This is a genomic window from Halomonas bluephagenesis (assembly GCF_054790765.1).
Window position 1 is genome coordinate 1354072 of sequence record NZ_CP133631.1, and the last position, 20911, is coordinate 1374982.

The 20911-nt window shown below is 53.3% G+C and carries 16 protein-coding genes, 3 tRNA genes and 3 rRNA genes; 7 read left to right on the top strand and 15 right to left on the bottom strand.

What is annotated here, in order from left to right:
* Positions 1-83: 83 nt before the first annotated feature.
* The 7 genes from REH51_RS05965 to REH51_RS05995 form a co-directional block, all read right to left on the bottom strand.
* A tRNA-Thr gene (locus REH51_RS05965) sits at positions 84-159 on the bottom strand.
* A 72-nt stretch (positions 160-231) separates the two neighbouring features.
* A tRNA-Gln gene (locus tag REH51_RS05970) sits at positions 232-306 on the bottom strand.
* Between the two features lie 5 nt (positions 307-311).
* A tRNA-Phe gene (locus tag REH51_RS05975) sits at positions 312-387 on the bottom strand.
* A 175-nt stretch (positions 388-562) separates the two neighbouring features.
* The gene (locus REH51_RS05980; protein ID WP_009724902.1) at positions 563-838 is read right to left on the bottom strand and encodes an oxidative damage protection protein; all 276 of its coding nucleotides are present in this window, start codon (positions 836-838) and stop codon (positions 563-565) included.
* A 55-nt stretch (positions 839-893) separates the two neighbouring features.
* Positions 894-1991, bottom strand: coding sequence for an A/G-specific adenine glycosylase (gene mutY, locus REH51_RS05985; RefSeq protein WP_498937169.1), 1098 nt, complete (start codon positions 1989-1991; stop codon positions 894-896).
* Positions 1992-2131: 140 nt separating this feature from the next.
* Positions 2132-4465, bottom strand: coding sequence for an AsmA family protein (locus REH51_RS05990; protein ID WP_009724904.1), 2334 nt, complete (start codon positions 4463-4465; stop codon positions 2132-2134).
* The gene (locus REH51_RS05995; protein ID WP_009724905.1) at positions 4465-4947 is read right to left on the bottom strand and encodes a GNAT family N-acetyltransferase; all 483 of its coding nucleotides are present in this window, start codon (positions 4945-4947) and stop codon (positions 4465-4467) included. The genes REH51_RS05990 and REH51_RS05995 overlap by 1 nt, the downstream gene beginning before the upstream one ends.
* Before the next feature lie 195 nt (positions 4948-5142).
* Between REH51_RS05995 and hisB the strand changes: the two genes are divergently transcribed.
* The 5 genes from hisB to REH51_RS06020 are packed head-to-tail and all read left to right on the top strand — an operon-like array spanning position 5143 to position 8505.
* Positions 5143-5736: an imidazoleglycerol-phosphate dehydratase HisB gene (gene hisB, locus REH51_RS06000; RefSeq protein ID WP_009724907.1), complete on the top strand. Its 594-nt coding sequence runs from the start codon at positions 5143-5145 to the stop codon at positions 5734-5736.
* Positions 5737-5788: 52 nt separating this feature from the next.
* Positions 5789-6430 (top strand): imidazole glycerol phosphate synthase subunit HisH, encoded by a 642-nt coding sequence (hisH, locus tag REH51_RS06005; RefSeq protein WP_498937172.1) that lies wholly within the window; start codon positions 5789-5791, stop codon positions 6428-6430.
* 11 nt (positions 6431-6441) lie between these two features.
* Positions 6442-7188 (top strand): 1-(5-phosphoribosyl)-5-[(5-phosphoribosylamino)methylideneamino]imidazole-4-carboxamide isomerase, encoded by a 747-nt coding sequence (hisA, locus tag REH51_RS06010; RefSeq protein ID WP_009724909.1) that lies wholly within the window; start codon positions 6442-6444, stop codon positions 7186-7188.
* Entirely contained in the window at positions 7185-7958 is a 774-nt protein-coding gene (gene hisF / locus REH51_RS06015) for an imidazole glycerol phosphate synthase subunit HisF (RefSeq protein ID WP_009724910.1), read from the top strand. The genes hisA and hisF overlap by 4 nt, the downstream gene beginning before the upstream one ends.
* A gap of 40 nt (positions 7959-7998) precedes the next feature.
* Positions 7999-8505, top strand: a complete 507-nt coding sequence (locus tag REH51_RS06020; protein WP_009724911.1) for a hypothetical protein — start codon at positions 7999-8001, stop codon at positions 8503-8505.
* Between the two features lie 13 nt (positions 8506-8518).
* On the opposite strand, the gene REH51_RS06025 is transcribed toward REH51_RS06020, so the two are convergent.
* Complete coding sequence (locus REH51_RS06025) at positions 8519-9052, bottom strand: YjaG family protein (RefSeq protein WP_498937174.1); 534 nt, start codon at positions 9050-9052, stop codon at positions 8519-8521.
* 181 nt (positions 9053-9233) lie between these two features.
* On the opposite strand from REH51_RS06025, the gene REH51_RS06030 reads away from it, so the two are divergent.
* On the top strand, positions 9234-9926 hold the full coding sequence (locus tag REH51_RS06030; protein WP_498937177.1) for a type 1 glutamine amidotransferase: 693 nt from the start codon (positions 9234-9236) through the stop codon (positions 9924-9926).
* A 34-nt stretch (positions 9927-9960) separates the two neighbouring features.
* Here the strand turns inward: REH51_RS06030 and mnmH are convergent, their stop codons facing one another.
* The 4 genes from mnmH to REH51_RS06050 all read right to left on the bottom strand — a co-directional run bounded on the left by mnmH (position 9961) and on the right by REH51_RS06050 (position 14065).
* Positions 9961-11049 (bottom strand): tRNA 2-selenouridine(34) synthase MnmH, encoded by a 1089-nt coding sequence (mnmH, locus tag REH51_RS06035; protein ID WP_498937179.1) that lies wholly within the window; start codon positions 11047-11049, stop codon positions 9961-9963.
* The gene (gene selD / locus REH51_RS06040; protein WP_409559435.1) at positions 11046-12086 is read right to left on the bottom strand and encodes a selenide, water dikinase SelD; all 1041 of its coding nucleotides are present in this window, start codon (positions 12084-12086) and stop codon (positions 11046-11048) included. Before selD ends, mnmH begins: the two co-directional genes overlap by 4 nt.
* Before the next feature lie 42 nt (positions 12087-12128).
* Positions 12129-13499, bottom strand: coding sequence for a DNA repair protein RadA (gene radA / locus REH51_RS06045; protein WP_498937721.1), 1371 nt, complete (start codon positions 13497-13499; stop codon positions 12129-12131).
* 116 nt (positions 13500-13615) lie between these two features.
* Positions 13616-14065: a copper resistance protein NlpE N-terminal domain-containing protein gene (locus tag REH51_RS06050; protein ID WP_498937181.1), complete on the bottom strand. Its 450-nt coding sequence runs from the start codon at positions 14063-14065 to the stop codon at positions 13616-13618.
* Between the two features lie 164 nt (positions 14066-14229).
* On the opposite strand from REH51_RS06050, the gene hisC reads away from it, so the two are divergent.
* Positions 14230-15291 (top strand): histidinol-phosphate transaminase, encoded by a 1062-nt coding sequence (gene hisC, locus REH51_RS06055; RefSeq protein WP_083817087.1) that lies wholly within the window; start codon positions 14230-14232, stop codon positions 15289-15291.
* A gap of 298 nt (positions 15292-15589) precedes the next feature.
* Here the strand turns inward: hisC and rrf are convergent.
* The 3 genes from rrf to REH51_RS06070 form a co-directional block, all read right to left on the bottom strand.
* Positions 15590-15705, bottom strand: a 5S ribosomal RNA gene (gene rrf / locus REH51_RS06060).
* Positions 15706-15849: 144 nt separating this feature from the next.
* A 23S ribosomal RNA gene (locus REH51_RS06065) occupies positions 15850-18742 on the bottom strand.
* Positions 18743-19063: 321 nt separating this feature from the next.
* Positions 19064-20596 (bottom strand): 16S ribosomal RNA (locus REH51_RS06070).
* The 16S, 23S and 5S rRNA genes sit together here, the layout of an rRNA operon.
* Positions 20597-20911 lie beyond the last annotated feature (315 nt).

Below are 20911 nucleotides of genomic sequence, written 5' to 3' on the forward strand. Positions count from 1 at the left end.
ACTTTATAGACACATACGAAAAAGCCGCCCTTTCGGACGGCTTAATCTAATTCTCTAACGCTCTGATTTTAACCACTTTTCAGTGGTGCCGACACCAGGAGTCGAACCCGGGACCTACTGATTACAAGTCAGTTGCTCTACCAACTGAGCTATGTCGGCGCTTCGCGTTTTCTTGAGAATATGATTGCTTCACTGTTAAGCTTTGCAATCAACAAGAAATCTTGTTGGCAATGGCTGGGGGACCAGGATTCGAACCTGGGAATGCCGATACCAAAAACCGGTGCCTTACCACTTGGCGATACCCCAACGTTTGGTGGCCAGAGACGGAATCGAACCGCCGACACGGGGATTTTCAATCCCCTGCTCTACCAACTGAGCTATCTGGCCGCTGCCAACGGTGCGTATTAAACTAAAAACTCAGCTTTTCGTCAACACTTTCGTGAAACTTTCTTTCTAGTCACGTGCTTAGGGAACTTCTTGGCAGGGTCAAAAACGGGCAAAAGCCACACCAGCCGTGGGCTGCGCCAAGATTCACCCCTTTGCAGCCCTCCTTCTTAAACACTTAAGCCTGGGTTGGCGGCACGTATCCTTCGGCTTGGTCCGTGGTTTCGTTGTCTAGAAAACGTTGCATCTGATCCATTAAGTAAGCACGTGCTTCAGGCTCAAGCATATTGAGGTGCTTTTCGTTAATCAGGCGCGTTTGCAGCGCTTGCCACTCTTCCCAGGCCTGTTTAGACACCGTGGCTTGAATTTCTTGCCCCTGCTTACCCGGCAACGGTGGAAACGGCAGAGCGGGTAGCTCTTGTTGGTACTTACGGCAGAAAACGGTGTTGCTCATGGTGTACTCCTTTCTGAATAACAGTGCGCGAATAAAAGTGACAACGCGAGTGACGTTAGCGCGATGGCCCTGGCGTTGGATCTAGGGCAAACGGCGTTAGCTGGCTCAGCAGCAATTTAACCGGTGCAGCCAAGCCGAGCGCCGGCGGATCGTTAACGTCATACCATACGCCGCCTTCTCTTACGCCATTCAGCCTATCGCAACTAACCGGCTGAGGCGTAATCGATAGGCGAAAATGGCTAAACGTGTGGGTAAAGCTGGGCAGTGGTGCATGGCGTTCAGGGGAAGCCACATGATCGGCTAGCCAATCGTTTAGCTCACTATGGCGTTCAAATTGGGGCAGGCTCCATAGGCCTCCCCATAGTCCGCTGGGTGGCCGTTGCTCTAACCAAACCCGCCCTTGCCTATCCCGCAGCATTAGCATAACGGTTTCACGCGTGGGCAAGGCTTTTTTAGGTTTGGACTCGGGAAAGCGTTGCGGCTCACCTTGGGCGTAGGCACAACATACGTCGTTAAACGGACAGATCAGACAATCAGGCTTGCTGCGTTTACATAGCGTGGCGCCGAAATCCATGATGGCTTGGGTATAGTCGGCAAGACGGGTATCAGGTGTGTAATACTCAGCCAGCGCCCACAATGAGCGCTCTACCGCTGGCTTGCCTGGCCAGCCGGCAATGGCGTGCAAGCGGGTCAGTGACCGCTTTACGTTGCCGTCTAAAATCGCCGCCTGCTGACCAGAACTTTGCGCGATGATCGCGCCAGCCGTGGAACGGCCTATACCTGGCAACGCCATCAACGACTCGACGCTATCTGTGGGCAATTCGCCGCCATGGGACGCTAACGCCATTTGGGCCGCTTTATGCAGATTACGAGCACGGGCGTAGTAGCCAAGCCCTGTCCATAGGTGCAGTACGTCGTCCTGGGGCGCATTGGCCAGCACTTCTAACGTAGGGAAGCGTGCCATAAAGCGTTCGAAGTAGGGAATGACCGTGGTGACTTGGGTTTGTTGGAGCATAATTTCAGATACCCATACCCGGTAGGCGCTGCGGGGCGACTGCCAAGGTAAGTCATGCCGACCATACTGGTCGAACCAGGTAAGCAAACGGCGTTGAACCTCTTCCGCCGCCAGACACGGCGTTGGCATGTCGGCCATAGGATTTCCTTAAACAGTAAAACGGCACCCTGCGATTAGCCGTCAGCTGGCCATGCTATATGGCTGGCTAACACGCAAAAAAGCGCCGGCGGTAAGGCCGGCGCGCACTTATTGTATCGGTTCAAAACATGCATGAATGCTCAGTTAAATAGACGACGAATCCCCTCACGAAGTTCCTGACCAGCGCCTTCTCCCAGGCGCTCATCAATTCGATCCAGTGAATCGCCCAGCCGTTCTTCCAGCTCTTCTTCAACGCGGCTGCCTGCTTCATTACTTAGCAGGTCTATCACCGCTGTTTGGAAAGCCAAACGATCAAATCGGCACCACTGGGTTTTATCGTCGCTTACATGACCTTCGCAGCGAACCGGAAGCGGCAACTGCTCTAAACGCGGATTCACGCTACAGGCAGCGTCAGCGGTGTCGACCAACTTAGCATTCGCTTCAGTGGTGAAATTTAGCGTATTGAGATTGAAGTCGCCTTTGCCCTGCACATCAATGCCGGGAAGGGTGATAAGCAAATCGTCGCTTTTCACTACACCATTGCGCACTTGGAAGGTCGCGTCAAACCGCTCAAAGCGCGTATCAGGCTCCCACTCGCGTAGGGTCCCTTCGCCCTCCAGCTGCGCCACTACCTCACACATTTGCTGAGAGATATTCGTTTGTAGAATAGCTCCGTCGTTCAGCTGCGCATTTAGCTCGCCGTTAAGATTGCTGGTGAGCACATCACGGCGATTGCCCTGAGTCGTCAGCGCTCCTTCTAGGTTAAAGCGGCCTCGCAGCGGTGACGCCTCCTCACTAAAGGTTTCGATGAGCGGTGCTACCTGAACATCACTGATACGTGGGGAGAGTTGCCATTCGAGCACCTCTGCGGTGGCATCAAGACGGCCTGTCGAATTAAGTTCACCTCCATAGAAGCGCGACTCAAAGGCCGTCAGTTGGTGCGCTCCCTTCTCTCCGCGCAAACTTAGCGAGGTATCATCGAACGTCAATCCGGCCAACATAAGTTGGTCGACGCTTAGGTCACCCTCTAGCGATAGCGTGCTAAGCCATGCCTGAGGCAATAGCGCCCCATCGGTTTGAGCAAAGGCTCTGCGCAGTAAGCCTCGGCTAGCTTGCTGAGCTGTTTCGGGTCCAGGCAGATAATGATCAATATTTAGCTGGTCGCCTTCCAGATTGAAGGCTAATTGAGTACCGTCCAACGCGGCGGAAACATTACCCGTGAAGGTACTGTCATCAACCACCAAGGAAAGACGCGGAAGTGTGATACTTGCCATGTCACCTTCAATGGGACTGGTCATCGCCACATCACTTAGCGCAGCTTCGTTGGCTGTATTCAGCGTCATCCCCATCCGCGACAGCCATGGACGCAGTGTAAAAGGAGCTGCCGTGAGTTGGCCGCTGTACTGAGGGGCGTCTAGTAGTTGCTCCACATTGAGATGCCCACTGACCCGTAGCCCATCTGGCCCAGTTAATTGAGCATCTTTAAGCTGAGCAGTTTGTGCCGCAAAGTCACTTTCCAAGCCAAATGCCAACGAGAGCGCAAGGCTCCCCTGCCAATTGTCTGGATGACGTAAACCCGCGTCAACAACACCCTCGCGAATCGTAAGTTGTTGCTCACCCATTCGGGCAACTATTTCCGCTGCTTTAAGGCTAAGCTGCTGCGGGTCGCTTTCTCCAGAACGACGCGTACGGGTCGTTAGCTGTGTACTTTCAAAAATTAGTTGCTCATCTTTTAAACCTAAACGAAGGCGGGTTTCAAGATTCACTTCACTGATTAGGTCAGGCGTGCGCTCCAATACCTCTGCATCTAAGCGGTTATGCTTAGTTAGCGTAAACATGGTTTTTAGGGGGAAAGAGCGCAAAGGATTGACGTTGGTGCCTGAAATATTGAGCGGCTGCACTCGCCAAAGCGCTTGGCTTTGCTCATCACGGAAGCGGATATCAGCATTCTTCACTTCCACGCTGGCAATGTTCAGCACCACCGACAAATTACCAGCATCTGCGTTGGGACCAGCACTTGCCGGTGCCAGAACCGTTTCTGCTGTTTCGTTACCCTGTTCAGCGAGACGCTCTAGTAATGCCTGCCAATTACCTTCACCTTGTTCATTCTTCTCAAGGTTTAAGCGCATACCGTCCAGGGTTAAGCCATCAACAGCAATTTCGCCCCGTAATAGAGGGGCAAAGGCCACGCTAACTTCGGCTCGATCAATGGCGGCAAACGCAATTTCGTCCTGGGCTTGCTCTGGCAACCATGCTCTTGCCTGCTCAACACTGACCCCGATACGCGGATAAAACGACCACGTGATAGGGCCTTCCAACGCTAGGTTCAGGCCGGTTTGCTCTTCTACCACAGCGGTTAGCCGGGGCTTGAAGTCTTCTGGATCAAGAAAGGTGGTGACATACACCACTGCAGCAACGGCAACGATCGCTAAAATACCTACCGCGGCCAGCAAAATACGTAGTAGCTGATTCATTACCCTTTTCCTTTTGGGTTTAGCTCAACAAAATCACTGGTGATGGGTGCACCCGGCTGTGAGGATGGTTCATTGGCTATGGGTCGATAACCGAGCTTGGATAGCAGTACTCGATCCGCTAACGGCAGCGACGACGTTTCGATGCGCAGCACACGCCCTTCTTGTTTTGCCTGTTCACCTAACAGTGCCATTAATCGCGTACCTACACCGCGCCGCCGGGTGGGTTTACGCACGCACAGCTCTGAGAGCCACCACGCGCGGTCAGCTGTTTCTTTTACTGCTACGGCACCGAGCAGCCGATCGTTAAAATGTGCGCAGGCAAAAAAGTGCTGTCCTTTTAAATGTTGCTCAATAAAAGGGGTGACCGTTGGTGTAGGCATACGCTCTTTGGGCGCATCTTCATAAATGCGTATTAGGTCAATACGCACCTGCTCTTCTGCTTCCCAACGGGCCTGGTCGACGTAATGCAATGTCACCGGCATGGTGAAATCCTCTTTGCCAAAGCAGCAAGGCTGCTATTCTACCGCCAGCAAAGGCGGCTACCTTTCGCGCATTGTAGCGGATGGGGGCGCCGATTCACTATAATGGTCGCTTTGGCCACAGGTTATGCCTTGATCCAGCGGTGATAACATTCCACCAACACCCCTCAGAGTGCGCATCAGCGCAGGAGATGCAACATGTCAGCGCGTATTGCCACGGTAAGCCGTGACACCAACGAAACGCAGATTACGGTCAGCGTCAACCTTGACGGCGAAGGCCGCCTCCGCAGTGACACCGGCGTTCCGTTTCTTGATCATATGCTTGATCAAGTGGCTCGTCATGGGATGGTGGATCTCGACATTGACGCAAAAGGCGACCTACACATTGATGATCACCATACGGTCGAAGATCTAGGCATTACTCTGGGCCAAGCGTTTCACCAAGCAATCGGCGATAAACGCGGCATTTACCGCTACGGACATGCCTATGTACCCCTTGATGAAGCGCTTTCGCGGGTGGTTATCGATTTTTCCGGCCGCCCAGGCCTGTATATGAATGTCGACTTCACCCGCGATACTATTGGCCGCATGGACACCCAACTGTTTTGGGAGTTTTTCCAAGGCTTCGTCAACCATGCTCGTGTCACACTGCATATCGACAATGTAAAAGGCTTTAATGCTCACCATCAGGCTGAGACTATTTTTAAAGCGTTTGGGCGCGCGCTACGCATGGCAGTGGCAGAAGACCCAAGAATGGCGGGGCAGATGCCGTCCACTAAAGGAAGCCTATAATGCCGAGTATTACAGCCAGTGGTAGCTCGCTAACGATAACAAGGAGCGCTTTATGACCATCGCGGTAATCGATTATGGAATGGGCAACCTGCACTCTGTGGCAAAAGCGCTTGAGCACGTCACCCACGAAAATGTGATTATTACCCGCGACCCTCGGCGTATTTTAGGCGCAACACGCTTGGTGCTACCGGGCCAGGGGGCTATCCGAGACTGTGTGGGCGAGCTCGAACGTACCGAGCTACGTGGTTTAGTCGACGATATTCTTACCCGCCAGGCCAAGCCGCTGTTGGGCATTTGCGTGGGTCAACAAATGCTGATGGAACGCAGCGAAGAGAATGGCGGCGTAGACTGCCTAGGCTTTTTCCATGGCAGCGTCGACCGTTTTCCGGCCAATATGCGTGATGATTACGAACAGCGTTTAAAAGTGCCGCACATGGGTTGGAATCTCGTGGCACAGCATCACGATCACCCGCTGTGGGCAGGCATTGACGATAACGAACACTTCTATTTTGTGCACAGCTACTACGTCAATGCAGCTGACGATGCCCAAGTGTTTGGTACCACTCAGTACGGCAAGGTTTGCGCCCACGTGGCGATTGGCCGCGATGCCACCTTCGCCGTACAGTTCCACCCTGAAAAAAGCTCCCGTGCGGCCCTTCGCCTGCTAGAAAATTTTGTCACCTGGACGCCCTGAGAGGTTTCACTATGTTGGTAATTCCCGCGATTGATCTCAAAGACGGCCAGTGTGTGCGCTTGAAACAAGGCCGCATGGAAGATGCGACGTCCTACGGCGATGACCCCGTTGCCATGGCCGCCCGCTGGGTAGAAGCAGGGGCTCGCCGCCTGCACCTAGTTGACCTAAACGGCGCATTTGAAGGCAAACCGGTGAACGGCGATGCAGTGACTGCAATAGCACGCGCCTACCCTAACCTGCCCATTCAAATTGGCGGCGGCATTCGCTCGGCAGACACCATTGAGCATTACCTAAATGCAGGGGTTTCTTACGTCATTATTGGTACAAAAGCGGTTAAAGAACCGGATTTTGTGGGCGAGATGTGCCGTGCATTCCCAGGCCATATTATTGTTGGCCTGGATGCTAAAGATGGCTATGTGGCCACCGACGGCTGGGCTGAAGTGTCCACCCTGAAAGCGACCGAACTCGCCAAGCGCTTTGCCAATGACGGCGTTTCCAGCATTGTTTATACCGACATTGCCCGTGACGGCATGATGCAAGGCGTCAATGTGGACGCCACTGCTGCGCTAGCTCGTGAAGGCGGCTTACCCGTAATCGCCTCTGGCGGTGTCACCAATCTAGATGATATTCGTGCGCTATGTGATGTCGCCAATAGCGGCATTTTAGGCGCGATTACAGGCCGCGCTATCTACGAGGGCAGCCTGGATGTGGCAGAAGCCCAGCGTTTGAGCGACCAGCTTAGCGGAGGCAACGAATGAGCTTAGCGAAACGTATTATTCCTTGCTTAGATGTCGATGCCGGGCGTGTGGTGAAAGGCGTTAACTTTGTTGGCATCCGTGATGCAGGTGACCCCGTTGAAATCGCCCAGCGTTACAACCAGCAGGGTGCCGATGAAATCACCTTCCTCGACATTACCGCCAGCCACGAAAACCGTGACACCACAGTCGACATGGTAGAGCGCATCGCCGGTGAAGTGTTTATTCCTCTCACCGTTGGGGGCGGTATCCGCAGTTGCGATGATATTCGCACCATGCTGAATGCAGGGGCCGATAAAGTCTCGATCAATACCGCCGCGGTTACCAATCCAGAGTTTGTTCGCGAGGCCGCTGAGCGCTTTGGCAGCCAATGTATCGTGGTGGCGATTGACGCTAAGAAGGTGTCCAAAGAAGGAGAGCCTCCGCGCTGGGAAATCTTCACCCACGGCGGACGTCGGCCGACGGGCTTAGATGCCGTCGAATGGGCCAAAAAGATGGTGGAATTTGGCGCAGGCGAGCTACTGTTAACCAGTATGGATCGAGACGGTACTAAAGTGGGCTTCGACCTGGGCGTTACCTACGCTATTTCTGAAGCCGTCAGCGTGCCGGTGATTGCCTCTGGCGGTGTAGGAAACTTGGATCACTTAGTGGACGGCGTACTCAAAGGTGGTGCCGATGCGGTACTGGCGGCGAGTATCTTTCACTTTGGTGAATACACGATACCAGAAGCAAAACGCTATATGGCGGAACGGGGCATCGAAATGCGCCTCTAACGGGATCTTATAGAAACGAGCCCTTTTTCAGGAGCATTACATGCCACATTATTACCAATGGCTGGGAGGGCTAGCAATTTTTTGGCTGAGCACAACCGTCTCAGCCTTTTCTTTGCCAGATTGGCCGCCCACCTTAGAACTCGACCACACATTGGTGCAAACCAGCCTGTTAACACGTCACTTCGACCCAGACCCGGAGCACATCAATCAGCAAAAGCTAGTCAGTATTGAGTTACACAACCCTGACCGCTGGCTAACTGGGGCGGCATGGTTTAAAAACTCCTTCGATCAGCCTACTTGGTACTTCTATGCAGGCCGAGAGTTTCCTCTTTGGCAATTTTCTGAAGGGGTCAACGTACGAGCCAAGCTGACAGGTGGGCTACTGCGCGGCTATAAAGGTGAGTACCGCGACAAGATCCCCTTTAATCATTTAGGCATAGCGCCTGCGCTGCTACCTAGCATTGGCGTGCAATGGGGGCGTGTAGAATCAGATCTCATTATCTTCGGCACCGCCGGCATGATGGTGACGGCGGGGCTGCGGTTTTAACCGGTTTAGCCAGTTACTCCCCGCCTTCGTCTAAGGTTAAACCAAGATTACTGATGCCGTTATTACGCCCTAACTGACGAATCTCTTTTAGGGAGGTTTTATTAATTGGCTCGCTCACGGCGTCCAAAACAGCATCCTGGAAATCGTTTTCGTCGGCCATCAATGGATGGTCGCGAATAATCAGCGCAAGCACCTGAGCATCTTCCTCACCTTCGGTCAGCTCGATAAAAGCGCGAACGCCCGCTCGCGAGGTGCGGCTGACATCCAGCACTGCTTCAGGTGATTCGCCCTGCAGCGTATCTAGCAACGCGGATACCGATACGACGGCGTCTAACGCTCGGCGCGCTCCAAAGCTCTCATCACCTTCTGGGGGTTCGCACTCAGCCAGCTTTTCCGCTTGCCGAGCAAAGTCGATACTAGCATTCGGAACGTTTAGACGCTCCCATACCAAGCTCAGCACGGTACGCAGCGTATGCTCGTCACCTAGACCCGTGGTTTGTTGATACAAAGCGTAGTTAGGTAGCAGGCGTTCACAAAGAGCTGCCATAAACGCTTGCTGGGCGGGCAACGGCAATTGTTAAAGCCGCTGATAAAATCCTAGGGGTTTAGCCACCATGCTGATTTCCTGGGTCACAATATTGGTGAAATGAACGCGATACGTTATCGTCGCACAAACGCGACAGGAGATCCCTGTCGCGTTGTTAACATCGGCCGGCGAGGAGATTACCATGCATATCCATCTGCTACAGCACGGCCCTGACCATGGTCCCGCTCGTCTAACTGACTGGCTTGAGAGTATGGGCCATAGTTACACCGTTTTTCATCTTTATGCGGGCGAGCTAACCCCACGACCGGGTGAGTGCGATGCGATCATTATACTGGATGGCCCTGAGCCGCTAGTAAATGATCCACCCGACTGGTTTAAAGCCGAGCGAAAGCTGATTAATCGCTATCTGGATGGTCAAAAACCAATACTGGGCATTGGCTTGGGAGCACTGTGGATAGCGCAAGCGCTAGACGCTGTCATCGCGCCAGGCACTTACCCTGAAATTGGCTGGCACCAAATAACACAGGCCCCAGAAAGCGCCTTTGACTTACCCGAACAGTTTGAGGCGTTTATGTGGCATCGCTTCGTGTTTAGCTTACCGGACAATGCACTACCGCTAGGCGGCAGTGCGGCGGCACCACTACAAGGGGTTTCATGGGACGCTGGGCGTGTCATCGGCTTACTGTGCCATTTTGAGGCGACTGCTTCCAGCGTCTCACTACTGCTCGATGCAGACGACCGACCACAGCCAAAAAATAACGCAACAGGGCGTTTTCTACAAACCAATGAACAGATCCTAGAAGACGCTAGTCGTTTTCATAAGTTAGCACCGCTGCTAGACCGCGTGATGACCCAATGGCTGAAAGCGGCATAGGCCCCTGCATCAACTATTGGCGCATAAAACGCCGCTAAGCGCTCCATTGCTTAGCGGCTTCTAAACAGCTATCCCAATCGCCAACGTGCAGCTCGGTAGGACGGCTATCCCGCTGCTTTTCAAGATGATAGCGATAAAGTGGGTCGTAATATTCCGTTAACAGCGGTGCAAGCCATGCCTCGTGAGCCTGAATATTACCTAGCGCATGGGCATCAAAGGCCATGCACTGTAATCGCTGCAGACGCTGCAAACGGGCATTTCCTAGCCGCTTAGCCAAACGCTCCAAGGCATTGGCTAATTGGCGCTGCATGCGCTGCCAGCCCTCTTGCTGGCCGTAACGGGCGGTGTAGCTCTGTTCAAGTGCTTCGATATAGTCACGGCGCAACTGCTCTAAACGCCAATCCAGAGGCATCTCAATGCGTATTCGCGGCGCACGCTGTAAGGCATGCCAAAAAGTAAGCGGAATATTAGCATTACCGATTTGTCGCGACTCATCCTCTACTACCAGTTTACCTGTCAGCCCGATTAAGCGTTTGGCCAAGGCGTGTTCAAAATCAATTTGTGGCGTCGGTTCTTCTGGCTGTCGGCCAAAGGCCGATCCTTTATGGTTGGCAAAGGCCTCTAGATCAATGCCGTTACTCAATTGGTTAATAAGCGTCGTTTTGGCACAGCCTGTCAGTCCTGCAACGACCAACATCGGCTGACTGGCGGCCTCATCAATCCGCTGACATAGCCGATGACGCACCGCTTCCCAGCCACCCTCAATACGCGGCCTGTTAATACCTGTTTCGGCTAGCCACTGCTGCGCAATTTGCGAACGTAGCCCTCCACGAAAACAGTAGATAATAGCTTCTGGCTGGCGCGCTACGTACGCCTCCCACGCGTCAACGCGTGCTTGCTTAGCTTCACCGCTAACTAAGCGCTCACCCAACCCGATGGCCGCCTGCTGCCCCAGCTGCTTATATGCAATGCCCACTTGGTGGCGCTCATCATCAACCATTAACGGCAAGTTAACCGCGCCAGGCAAACTGCCCTGGGCAAACTCAATCGGGGCGCGCACATCAATCAACGGCGTTTCTTCCGCGATTAAGTTTAATGTTGCCGGAACAGTGGCTAGGGTCATCCAATAACCTCAATCAAAACGTCGCCCTGTGCAGCCTTCATGGTGCCAAACGGTACCAAGTTAATACCGTTCTCACGGCCAATACGTTCTACGTCATCTTCCCAGGCAGGATCGACGCTAATCAACAAACCGCCCGACGTCTGAGGATCGCAAAGCCATTGCCAGTGGGCATCGTCCATAACAGGCAACGATTTACCTAAGGCGTCGCGGTTGCGCAGTGAGCCTCCGGGGACAGCGCCCTGCCGACGGTAAGCTTCAGCTTCGGCTAAACGGGGTAAGCGGCGAAAATCGATCTGCGCCATCACACCGCTTGCGCTGCACATTTCCGATAGGTGCCCAGCAAGGCCAAACCCCGTAACATCCGTCATGGCGTTAACGCCTTTCACCTTCGCCAACTCAACGCCAATATGATTGGGCTTGAGCATCGTTTCTCGGGCAAGGCCTTGGTGCCCGGCTTCGAGCAAGCCGCGCTTTTCAGCCGTAGTTAATAGCCCCACACCCAGTGGTTTGGTTAGGAATAACAGATCATCAGGTTTCGCCTGGCTGTTGAGTTTTAAATGCGCCAAATCGACTAAACCGTTGACCGCCAAACCAAACATCGGCTCTGGGGCGTCAATCGAGTGTCCGCCTGCTAACGCGACGCCCAGCTCACGACAAACAGCTTGGGCTCCTGCAACAACATCACCCGCAATTTCAGCGCTGAGCTTATCCAGCGGCCAACCTAAAATGCCCAATGCCATGACCGGCGTGCCGCCCATGGCATACACATCGCTAATAGCGTTAGTGGCAGCAATACGGCCAAAATCGAAGGGATCATCGACAATCGGCATAAAGAAATCGGTGGTCGCGATCATGCCGCGGCCATCACCCAAATCATACACCGCAGCGTCTTCACGCCCCTGATTACCTACAATGAGCCGTTTGTGACCCGCGGCAGGCCCTGCTTTAGCAAGAATTCCATCCAGCACATCTGGAGCAATTTTGCAGCCACAACCTGCACCGTGACTATATTGGGTTAACCGAATCGAACTCATAATGCCTCTCCTTAGTCTTTATGTTGTTCCTCAGCATAGCTTACGTTAGAGCGCTTCCAGGGCATCGCTAAGTTTATCCACAGGGATGACCTCCATCCCCTTCGGAGCCTGCTTGGGTGCATTACCACGCGGCACAATCGCCCTTAAAAATCCATGCTTAGCCGCTTCAGCAATACGTTCTTGCCCGCTGGGCACAGGCCGAATCTCTCCCGAAAGCCCAACTTCGCCAAATACCACCAACTCTTTTGGCAGAGCGCGATTTTGCAGGCTGGATACCACCGCTAGGAGCACCGCCAAGTCAGCACTGGTTTCGAGTACTTTCACGCCGCCTACCACGTTAAGGAAAACATCTTGATCACCGGTAAACAGACCACCGTGACGGTTTAGCACGGCTAGCAGCATAGCAAGTCGGTTTTGATCGACGCCAACGGCCACACGGCGAGGATTCCCCAATGCAGACTCATCGACTAACGCCTGCACTTCCACCAGAATTGGCCGGGTACCTTCCCATACCACCATGACCAAACTACCGGGAGCCTGTTCTTCTTGGCGTGATAGGAAAATCGCACTGGGGTTTTTGACTTCTTTTAAACCTTGCTCAAGCATTGCAAACACACCCAGCTCATTCACCGCACCAAAGCGGTTTTTCTGGCCGCGAAGGGTTCTAAATCGAGAGTCAGCTCCACCCTCTAATAGCAGCGAGGCATCAATCATGTGCTCCAGTACTTTAGGGCCAGCCAGCGTTCCATCCTTCGTTACATGCCCAACCAGTAACAATACTGTGTTCGTTTGCTTAGCAAAGCGGGTCAGAGCTGCCGCAGATTCACGAACCTGGGCAACGCCACCTGGCGCTGAGCTAATATCCTCTAGGTGCATCGTTTGAATTGAGTCGATGACCAAAATTTCCGGTTTTTCTCGTTCAGCCACCGCTAAAATTGTTTCAACACTGGTTTCCGCTAACATTTTCAGCCCATTAGTAGGCAGCTGTAAGCGGTGGGCGCGCATCGCAACTTGGGAAAGCGACTCCTCCCCGGTGACATATAGAATACGCCGCTGCTGGGCGAGCTTGCAGGCGGGTTGCAGAAGCAGCGTGGACTTACCAGCGCCTGGGTTGCCCCCCAGCAACACAGCGGACCCCGGCACCAGGCCGCCACCTAGCACACGATCAAACTCAGCAAAGGTCGAAGTGAGGCGGGGTACTTCGCTGAGATCCACATTGCCAAGATCCACCACATCTCTCGACAGGTCTCCTGCATAGCCCGCCCGTCCCATGGCTGCGCCACTTCCAGGGCGCGCACTAGCCAACCGAATCTCACTTAGCGTGTTCCATTCCTGGCAGCTGGAGCACTGGCCTTGCCACTTTCGATACTCCGCACCGCATTCGGTACACACAAAGGCACTTTTCGCTTTCGCCACCGCCATGTCGCTCCTGTTGTTATCGCCACTGATTATATCGCCACTGAGATTTATGCATCAGATGACTAGAAATGCAAAAGGCGGCCAATGGCCGCCTTTAAGCATCACTTCACGCTTTATTGACGCTGTAACTGCAGCATCTCACCGTTTTCGAAACGACGACGCTCTGGGTCGATCAGCTCCAACGTGCGTTCACTAATACGTTGAAAGTAGTAGATCTGGCCATCGCCATTCGGCGTTAACTCATAGACAGTGGCAGATGGATCCGACGGCGTGCCCGTCAGTACTTCCCAGTTACCTGCATAGTTTTCGTCTGGCGGCGTTTGTGGATGATTACGATAAGTGGCGTTTAACGTGAACGTCCGTTCTTCGGGAGCACTCATTTCTTCGCCTATCATCGTCACATTCAAGTCGATGCCATCGCAGTTACGGCAAGGCAGCGTACCTTGATAATTGGCTTTAGAAGCAGTCATTCCTGCTTCTTCACGCTGATCCGTTGGGCCAGCTGCACAGCCCGCCAACAGTGCCAACATAGCCGAGCCGGCTAGCAAACTCCTAAATTGCATTGAGTGTCTCCTTATCGTGTTGGACATACATTTCTTTCGCGCGCTTGTGACAGCATAACCGCTACAAGGTGCGACGCCCACCCCCCTCACTACTTGAATGCTTGCGCTCAGGCAGTCATCGGGCGACCATGGGGTATTAACATCAGGATAATCAGGTTACCCGCATGAGCCAATACTGGAGTCCAGCTGTTAGGGAGCTTACCCCCTATGTGCCTGGTGAGCAGCCCCGCGAACAGGTTATTAAACTCAACACCAATGAAAACCCTTATCCGCCCGCACCTGGGGTGAGCAAGGTGCTGCGTAATTATGCTATCGACCATTTGCGCTTGTATCCTGATCCTACCTCTTACGCGCTGCGTACAACGCTGGCCGACAGCTATGGGGTTAGCGTGGCAGAAACCTTCGTCGGCAATGGGTCAGATGAAGTGCTCGCGTTTGCGTTTCAGGCCTTCTTCTGCCATGACGCACCGCTGGATGTCCCCTCAATCACCTATAGCTTTTATCCTGTGTACGCCAACCTTTATGGCGTCGCGCTTCGTAAGCATCCACTAACCCCACAGTGGGAGGTCGATGTTGATGCCCTGGCGAATGCATCAGAGCGCAGCGGCGTTATCTTTGCCAACCCAAACGCACCGACTGGCCATGCGCACTCCCTCGAAACCATTGAGGCTCTGCTTAAGCGCGTGACAAACCGGGTTGTATTAATCGATGAGGCTTATGTGGATTTCGGCGCAGAAAGCGCTGTTGCTTTAGTTGAGCACTACCCTAACCTGCTAGTCACAGGAACGTTCTCTAAATCACGTAGCTTGGCTGGTTTACGCTTGGGCTATGCCATTGGCTCCCCTGAGCTGATTGATGGGCTCCAGCGGGTCAAGGACTCGTTTAATTCCTATCCAGTGGATAGCCTAGCGAGCCTCATCGGCATTGAAGCTCTTAAAGATGAAGAACACTTTAACGCGTGCCGAAATAATGTGATCACGACCCGTGAGCGCACACGTCAGCGACTTGAGCAGCTAGGTTTTGAAGTACTGCCTTCGAAGGCCAACTTCGTGCTTGCCCAGCATCCCGATTTTGAAGGCGCTCAGCTATTTGCAGGCCTTCGAGAGCGAGGAGTTTTGGTACGTCATTTTAATACTGACGCACTCAATAACTTCTTGCGCATCACCATCGGCACAGATGATGAGATGGATAGCTTAATAGAGGCACTGGAAGCAATCTGCCGCTAATTCTCACATTTTCTAAGCATAAAAAATCCCCCAGGGCGCAAGCCCTGGGGGATTTTTCAAATAGTTCATAACCAATAGCTCAACAACAAAAAACCCCAGCTTCATTAGAAGCTGGGGTTTTTCTTAATAAGTGCCTGACGATGATCCGGGCGGCGCTCCGCTACTCTACTCGTCTCATCCTGAGACTCGCCCTTCGGGCCCGCTAAAGCGGTTCCCGTTTGTTCCCGACAAACGGGGTCCAGGGGAGACCCCCTAAAAAGCAAAACCCCGACCAAATGGCCGGGGTTTCTCAATAAGTGCCTGACGATGACCTACTCTCGCATGGGGAGACCCCACACTACCATCGGCGCTAAGCGGTTTCACTTCTGAGTTCGGCAAGGGATCAGGTGGTTCACGCGTGCTATGGTCGTCAGGCGTAACGGGTCATGTATATCATGCTGAACGTGTAATCGATGTTTTGTGGCGTCTCTTTCGTCTCACGCCCTTCGTGTGTCACGTTGGGCTTGAGTCGCGTATCCGGTTTTCGTTATCACTGCGACCAGACCCCTTGGGTGTTATAGGGTCAAGCCTCACGGGCCATTAGTACACGTTAGCTCAACGCCTTGCAGCGCTTCCACACCGTGCCTATCAACCAGCTGGTCTCGCTGGGCCCTTCAGGAGGCTCTAGGCCTCAGGGATGTCTCATCTTGAAGGGGGCTTCCCGCTTAGATGCTTTCAGCGGTTATCCCGTCCGCACATAGCTACCCGGCAATGCCACTGGCGTGACAACCGGAACACCAGAGGTGCGTCCACTCCGGTCCTCTCGTACTAGGAGCAGCCCTTCTCAAACATCCAACGCCCACGGCAGATAGGGACCGAACTGTCTCACGACGTTCTAAACCCAGCTCGCGTACCACTTTAAATGGCGAACAGCCATACCCTTGGGACCGACTTCAGCCCCAGGATGTGATGAGCCGACATCGAGGTGCCAAACACCGCCGTCGATGTGAACTCTTGGGCGGTATCAGCCTGTTATCCCCGGAGTACCTTTTATCCGTTGAGCGATGGCCCTTCCATACAGAACCACCGGATCACTAGAACCTGCTTTCGCACCTGCTCGACGTGTCTGTCTCGCAGTCAAGCACCCTTATGCTCTTGCACTCACTGCACGATGTCCGACCGTGCTGAGGGTACCTTCGTGCTCCTCCGTTACTCTTTGGGAGGAGACCGCCCCAGTCAAACTACCCACCACACACTGTCCTCGATCCGGATAACGGACCTGAGTGAGAACGCCAATGATGCCAGGCTGGTATTTCAAGGTTGGCTCCCCTCGAACTAGCGTCCGAGATTCAAAGCCTCCCAGCTATCCTACACAGGCAACATCAGCGTCCAGTGTGAAGCTATAGTAAAGGTTCACGGGGTCTTTCCGTCTAGCCGCGGGTACACCGCATCTTCACGGCGATTTCAATTTCACTGAGTCTCGGGTGGAGACAGCGTGGCCATCATTACGCCATTCGTGCAGGTCGGAACTTACCCGACAAGGAATTTCGCTACCTTAGGACCGTTATAGTTACGGCCGCCGTTTACCGGGGCTTCAATCAAGAGCTTCGCCTTGCGGCTAACACCATCATTTAACCTTCCGGCACCGGGCAGGCGTCACACCCTATACGTCCGCTTGCGCGTTAGCAGAGTGCTGTGTTTTTACTAAACAGTTGCAGCCACCTGGTATCTTCGACCGGTTCGGGCTCTGAGAGCAAGTCTCGTCACCCTACGCCGGCGTGCCTTCTCCCGAAGTTACGGCACCATTTTGCCTAGTTCCTTCACCCGAGTTCTCTCAAGCGCCTTGGGATTCTCACCCTGACCACCTGTGTCGGTTTGGGGTACGGTCGCACATGATCTGAAGCTTAGAGGCTTTTCCTGGAAGCGTGGCATCAATGACTTCCTGACCGTGGTCAGTTCGTTTCGTGTCTCGGCCTTAGAGCATCCCGGATTTACCTAAGATGCAAGCCTACTCACTTTCACCAGGACAACCAACGCCTGGCTCACCTAGCCTTCTCCGTCCCCCATCGCAATCATGTCCGGTACAGGAATATTGACCTGTTTCCCATCGACTACGCCTTTCGGCCTCGCCTTAGGGGCCGACTCACTCTGCTCCGATTAGCGTCGAACAGAAACCCTTGGTCTTCCGGCGAGGGAGTTTTTCACTCCCTTTATCGTTACTCATGTCAGCATTCGCACTCGTGATACCTCCAGCGAACTTCTCAATTCACCTTCATCGGCTTACACGACGCTCCTCTACCGCTCACACCTAAGTGTGAACCCGTAGCTTCGGTACCTGGTTTAGCCCCGTTACATCTTCCGCGCAGGCCGACTCGACTAGTGAGCTATTACGCTTTCTTTAAAGGATGGCTGCTTCTAAGCCAACCTCCTAGCTGTCTGAGCCTTCCCACATCGTTTCCCACTTAACCAGGATTTCGGGACCTTAGCTGACGGTCTGGGTTGTTTCCCTTTTCACGACGGACGTTAGCACCCGCCGTGTGTCTCCCACGCTCGCACTCACCGGTATTCGGAGTTTGCCTCGGGTTGGTAAGTCGGGATGACCCCCTAGCCGAAACAGTGCTCTACCCCCGGCGGTGATACGTGAGGCGCTACCTAAATAGCTTTCGAGGAGAACCAGCTATCTCCGAGCTTGATTAGCCTTTCACTCCGATCCACAAGTCATCCAAATCTTTTTCAACAGATCCTGGTTCGGGCCTCCAGTTGATGTTACTCAACCTTCACCCTGCTCATGGATAGATCGCTCGGTTTCGGGTCTATATCCAGCGACTGTGTCGCCCAGTTAAGACTCGGTTTCCCTACGGCTCCCCTAAACGGTTAACCTCGCCACTGAATATAAGTCGCTGACCCATTATACAAAAGGTACGCAGTCACAGAACAAGTCTGCTCCTACTGCTTGTACGCACACGGTTTCAGGATCTATTTCACTCCCCTCTCCGGGGTTCTTTTCGCCTTTCCCTCACGGTACTGGTTCACTATCGGTCAGCCAGGAGTATTTAGCCTTGGAGGATGGTCCCCCCGTCTTCAGTCAAGGTTTCTCGTGCCCCGACCTACTCGATTTCACATGATCAGATTTTCGACTACGGGGCTATCACCCGCTACGGCTGAGCTTCCCAGCTCATTCGCCTAATCAGTCACATGCTTAAGGGCTGGTCCCCGTTCGCTCGCCGCTACTAGGGGAATCTCGGTTGATTTCTTTTCCTCAGGGTACTTAGATGTTTCAGTTCCCCTGGTTCGCCTCTTACGCCTATATATTCAGCGCAAGATACTCATCTTATGATGAGTGGGTTTCCCCATTCAGAAATGCCCGGGTCACAGGTTGTTTGCCACCTCGCCGAGCCTTATCGCAGGCTTCCACGTCTTTCATCGCCTCTGGCTGCCTAGGCATCCACCGTGTGCGCTTCATTGCTTGACCCTATAACCCGAAGGAGTCTGGTGTCTCGCAATGATAACGATTGCCGGATACGCTTGAGACGTATCACAAAACAATTACGTATAAACACTTCAAAGAAGCGTTTATGTCAGCATGATATACATTGTTAAAGAGCGACTGCTATGCGCAGTGATAAGCGGTTGCTTTTTTCACATTAAAAGGAAAAGAAAGGTCTTTAAAGACGATCTTAAAAAAGCTCTTTTCTCTTCTTTCAATAGGAAGAAAACGCTTATCACTGCGTATCAACAGCATTCTGATCAGGTAATTCATTGTGAGCGCTTACCGCGAGGATGATGCATCGTTTAAGGAGGTGATCCAGCCGCAGGTTCCCCTACGGCTACCTTGTTACGACTTCACCCCAGTCATGAACCACACCGTGGTGATCGCCCTCTTGCGTTAGGCTAACCACTTCTGGTGCAGTCCACTCCCATGGTGTGACGGGCGGTGTGTACAAGGCCCGGGAACGTATTCACCGTGACATTCTGATTCACGATTACTAGCGATTCCGACTTCACGGAGTCGAGTTGCAGACTCCGATCCGGACTGAGACCGGCTTTTCGGGATTAGCTGACTCTCGCGAGCTCGCAACCCTTTGTACCGGCCATTGTAGCACGTGTGTAGCCCTACTCGTAAGGGCCATGATGACTTGACGTCGTCCCCACCTTCCTCCGGTTTGTCACCGGCAGTCTCCTTAGAGTTCCCGGCATTACCCGCTGGCAAATAAGGACAAGGGTTGCGCTCGTTACGGGACTTAACCCAACATTTCACAACACGAGCTGACGACAGCCATGCAGCACCTGTCTCTGCGTTCCCGAAGGCACCAAGTGATCTCTCACAAGTTCGCAGGATGTCAAGAGTAGGTAAGGTTCTTCGCGTTGCATCGAATTAAACCACATGCTCCACCGCTTGTGCGGGCCCCCGTCAATTCATTTGAGTTTTAACCTTGCGGCCGTACTCCCCAGGCGGTCGACTTATCGCGTTAACTTCGCCACAAAGTGCGCTAGGCACCCAACGGCTGGTCGACATCGTTTACGGCGTGGACTACCAGGGTATCTAATCCTGTTTGCTACCCACGCTTTCGCACCTCAGTGTCAGTGTCAGTCCAGAAGGCCGCCTTCGCCACTGGTATTCCTCCCGATCTCTACGCATTTCACCGCTACACCGGGAATTCTACCTTCCTCTCCTGCACTCTAGCTTGACAGTTCCGGATGCCGTTCCCAGGTTGAGCCCGGGGCTTTCACAACCGGCTTATCAAGCCACCTACGCGCGCTTTACGCCCAGTAATTCCGATTAACGCTTGCACCCTCCGTATTACCGCGGCTGCTGGCACGGAGTTAGCCGGTGCTTCTTCTGCGAGTGATGTCTTTCCTAGTGGGTATTAACCACTAGGCGTTCTTCCTCGCTGAAAGTGCTTTACAACCCGAAGGCCTTCTTCACACACGCGGCATGGCTGGATCAGGGTTGCCCCCATTGTCCAATATTCCCCACTGCTGCCTCCCGTAGGAGTTCGGGCCGTGTCTCAGTCCCGATGTGGCTGATCATCCTCTCAGACCAGCTACGGATCGTTGCCTTGGTGAGCCATTACCTCACCAACTAGCTAATCCGACATAGGCTCATCCAATAGCGGGAGCCGGAGCCCCCTTTCTCCCGTAGGACGTATGCGGTATTAGCCTGGGTTTCCCCAGGTTATCCCCCACTACCGGGCAGATTCCTATGCATTACTCACCCGTCCGCCGCTCGTCAGCGGGTAGCAAGCTACCCCTGTTACCGCTCGACTTGCATGTGTTAGGCCTGCCGCCAGCGTTCAATCTGAGCCATGATCAAACTCTTCAGTTTAAAATCATTGTGATGCTTACATGTCACTCGAAAGTCACATAAGTGCATCAAACTTGGCTCAAGGTTCAAACGAATTCATTTCAATTTACATTGTCATGACCGCTTGCCTTGATATTTGGTGATTTATCACCCTCATCGGCAAGCGCCCACATGAATTACCTGATCAAATTGTTAAAGAGCTGTTTTCGCTGGAAAAACTGGCTAACCGTTGAACTGGTTTGCCTCAGCGAGGAAGGCGTATTCTACGCATTTCCTGGTGTTTGTCAATCACTGTTTTAAGTGAGTGAAGCGAGTGAGCGAAGAAGGCGAGATAAC

What these genes read in the sequence shown, in the direction of transcription:
- REH51_RS05980 (WP_009724902.1), bottom strand. Translation starts at nt 838, where the DNA reads ATGAGCAACACCGTTTTCTGCCGTAAGTACCAACAAGAGCTACCCGCT.
- REH51_RS06025 (WP_498937174.1), bottom strand. Translation starts at nt 9,052, where the DNA reads ATGGCAGCTCTTTGTGAACGCCTGCTACCTAACTACGCTTTGTATCAA.
- REH51_RS06030 (WP_498937177.1), top strand. Translation starts at nt 9,234, where the DNA reads ATGCATATCCATCTGCTACAGCACGGCCCTGACCATGGTCCCGCTCGT.
- REH51_RS06050 (WP_498937181.1), bottom strand. Translation starts at nt 14,065, where the DNA reads ATGCAATTTAGGAGTTTGCTAGCCGGCTCGGCTATGTTGGCACTGTTG.
- mnmH (WP_498937179.1), bottom strand. Translation starts at nt 11,049, where the DNA reads ATGACCCTAGCCACTGTTCCGGCAACATTAAACTTAATCGCGGAAGAA.
- hisC (WP_083817087.1), top strand. Translation starts at nt 14,230, where the DNA reads ATGAGCCAATACTGGAGTCCAGCTGTTAGGGAGCTTACCCCCTATGTG.
- hisH (WP_498937172.1), top strand. Translation starts at nt 5,789, where the DNA reads ATGACCATCGCGGTAATCGATTATGGAATGGGCAACCTGCACTCTGTG.
- hisF (WP_009724910.1), top strand. Translation starts at nt 7,185, where the DNA reads ATGAGCTTAGCGAAACGTATTATTCCTTGCTTAGATGTCGATGCCGGG.
- REH51_RS05990 (WP_009724904.1), bottom strand. Translation starts at nt 4,465, where the DNA reads ATGAATCAGCTACTACGTATTTTGCTGGCCGCGGTAGGTATTTTAGCG.
- mutY (WP_498937169.1), bottom strand. Translation starts at nt 1,991, where the DNA reads ATGGCCGACATGCCAACGCCGTGTCTGGCGGCGGAAGAGGTTCAACGC.
- REH51_RS05995 (WP_009724905.1), bottom strand. Translation starts at nt 4,947, where the DNA reads ATGCCGGTGACATTGCATTACGTCGACCAGGCCCGTTGGGAAGCAGAA.
- hisB (WP_009724907.1), top strand. Translation starts at nt 5,143, where the DNA reads ATGTCAGCGCGTATTGCCACGGTAAGCCGTGACACCAACGAAACGCAG.
- REH51_RS06020 (WP_009724911.1), top strand. Translation starts at nt 7,999, where the DNA reads ATGCCACATTATTACCAATGGCTGGGAGGGCTAGCAATTTTTTGGCTG.
- hisA (WP_009724909.1), top strand. Translation starts at nt 6,442, where the DNA reads ATGTTGGTAATTCCCGCGATTGATCTCAAAGACGGCCAGTGTGTGCGC.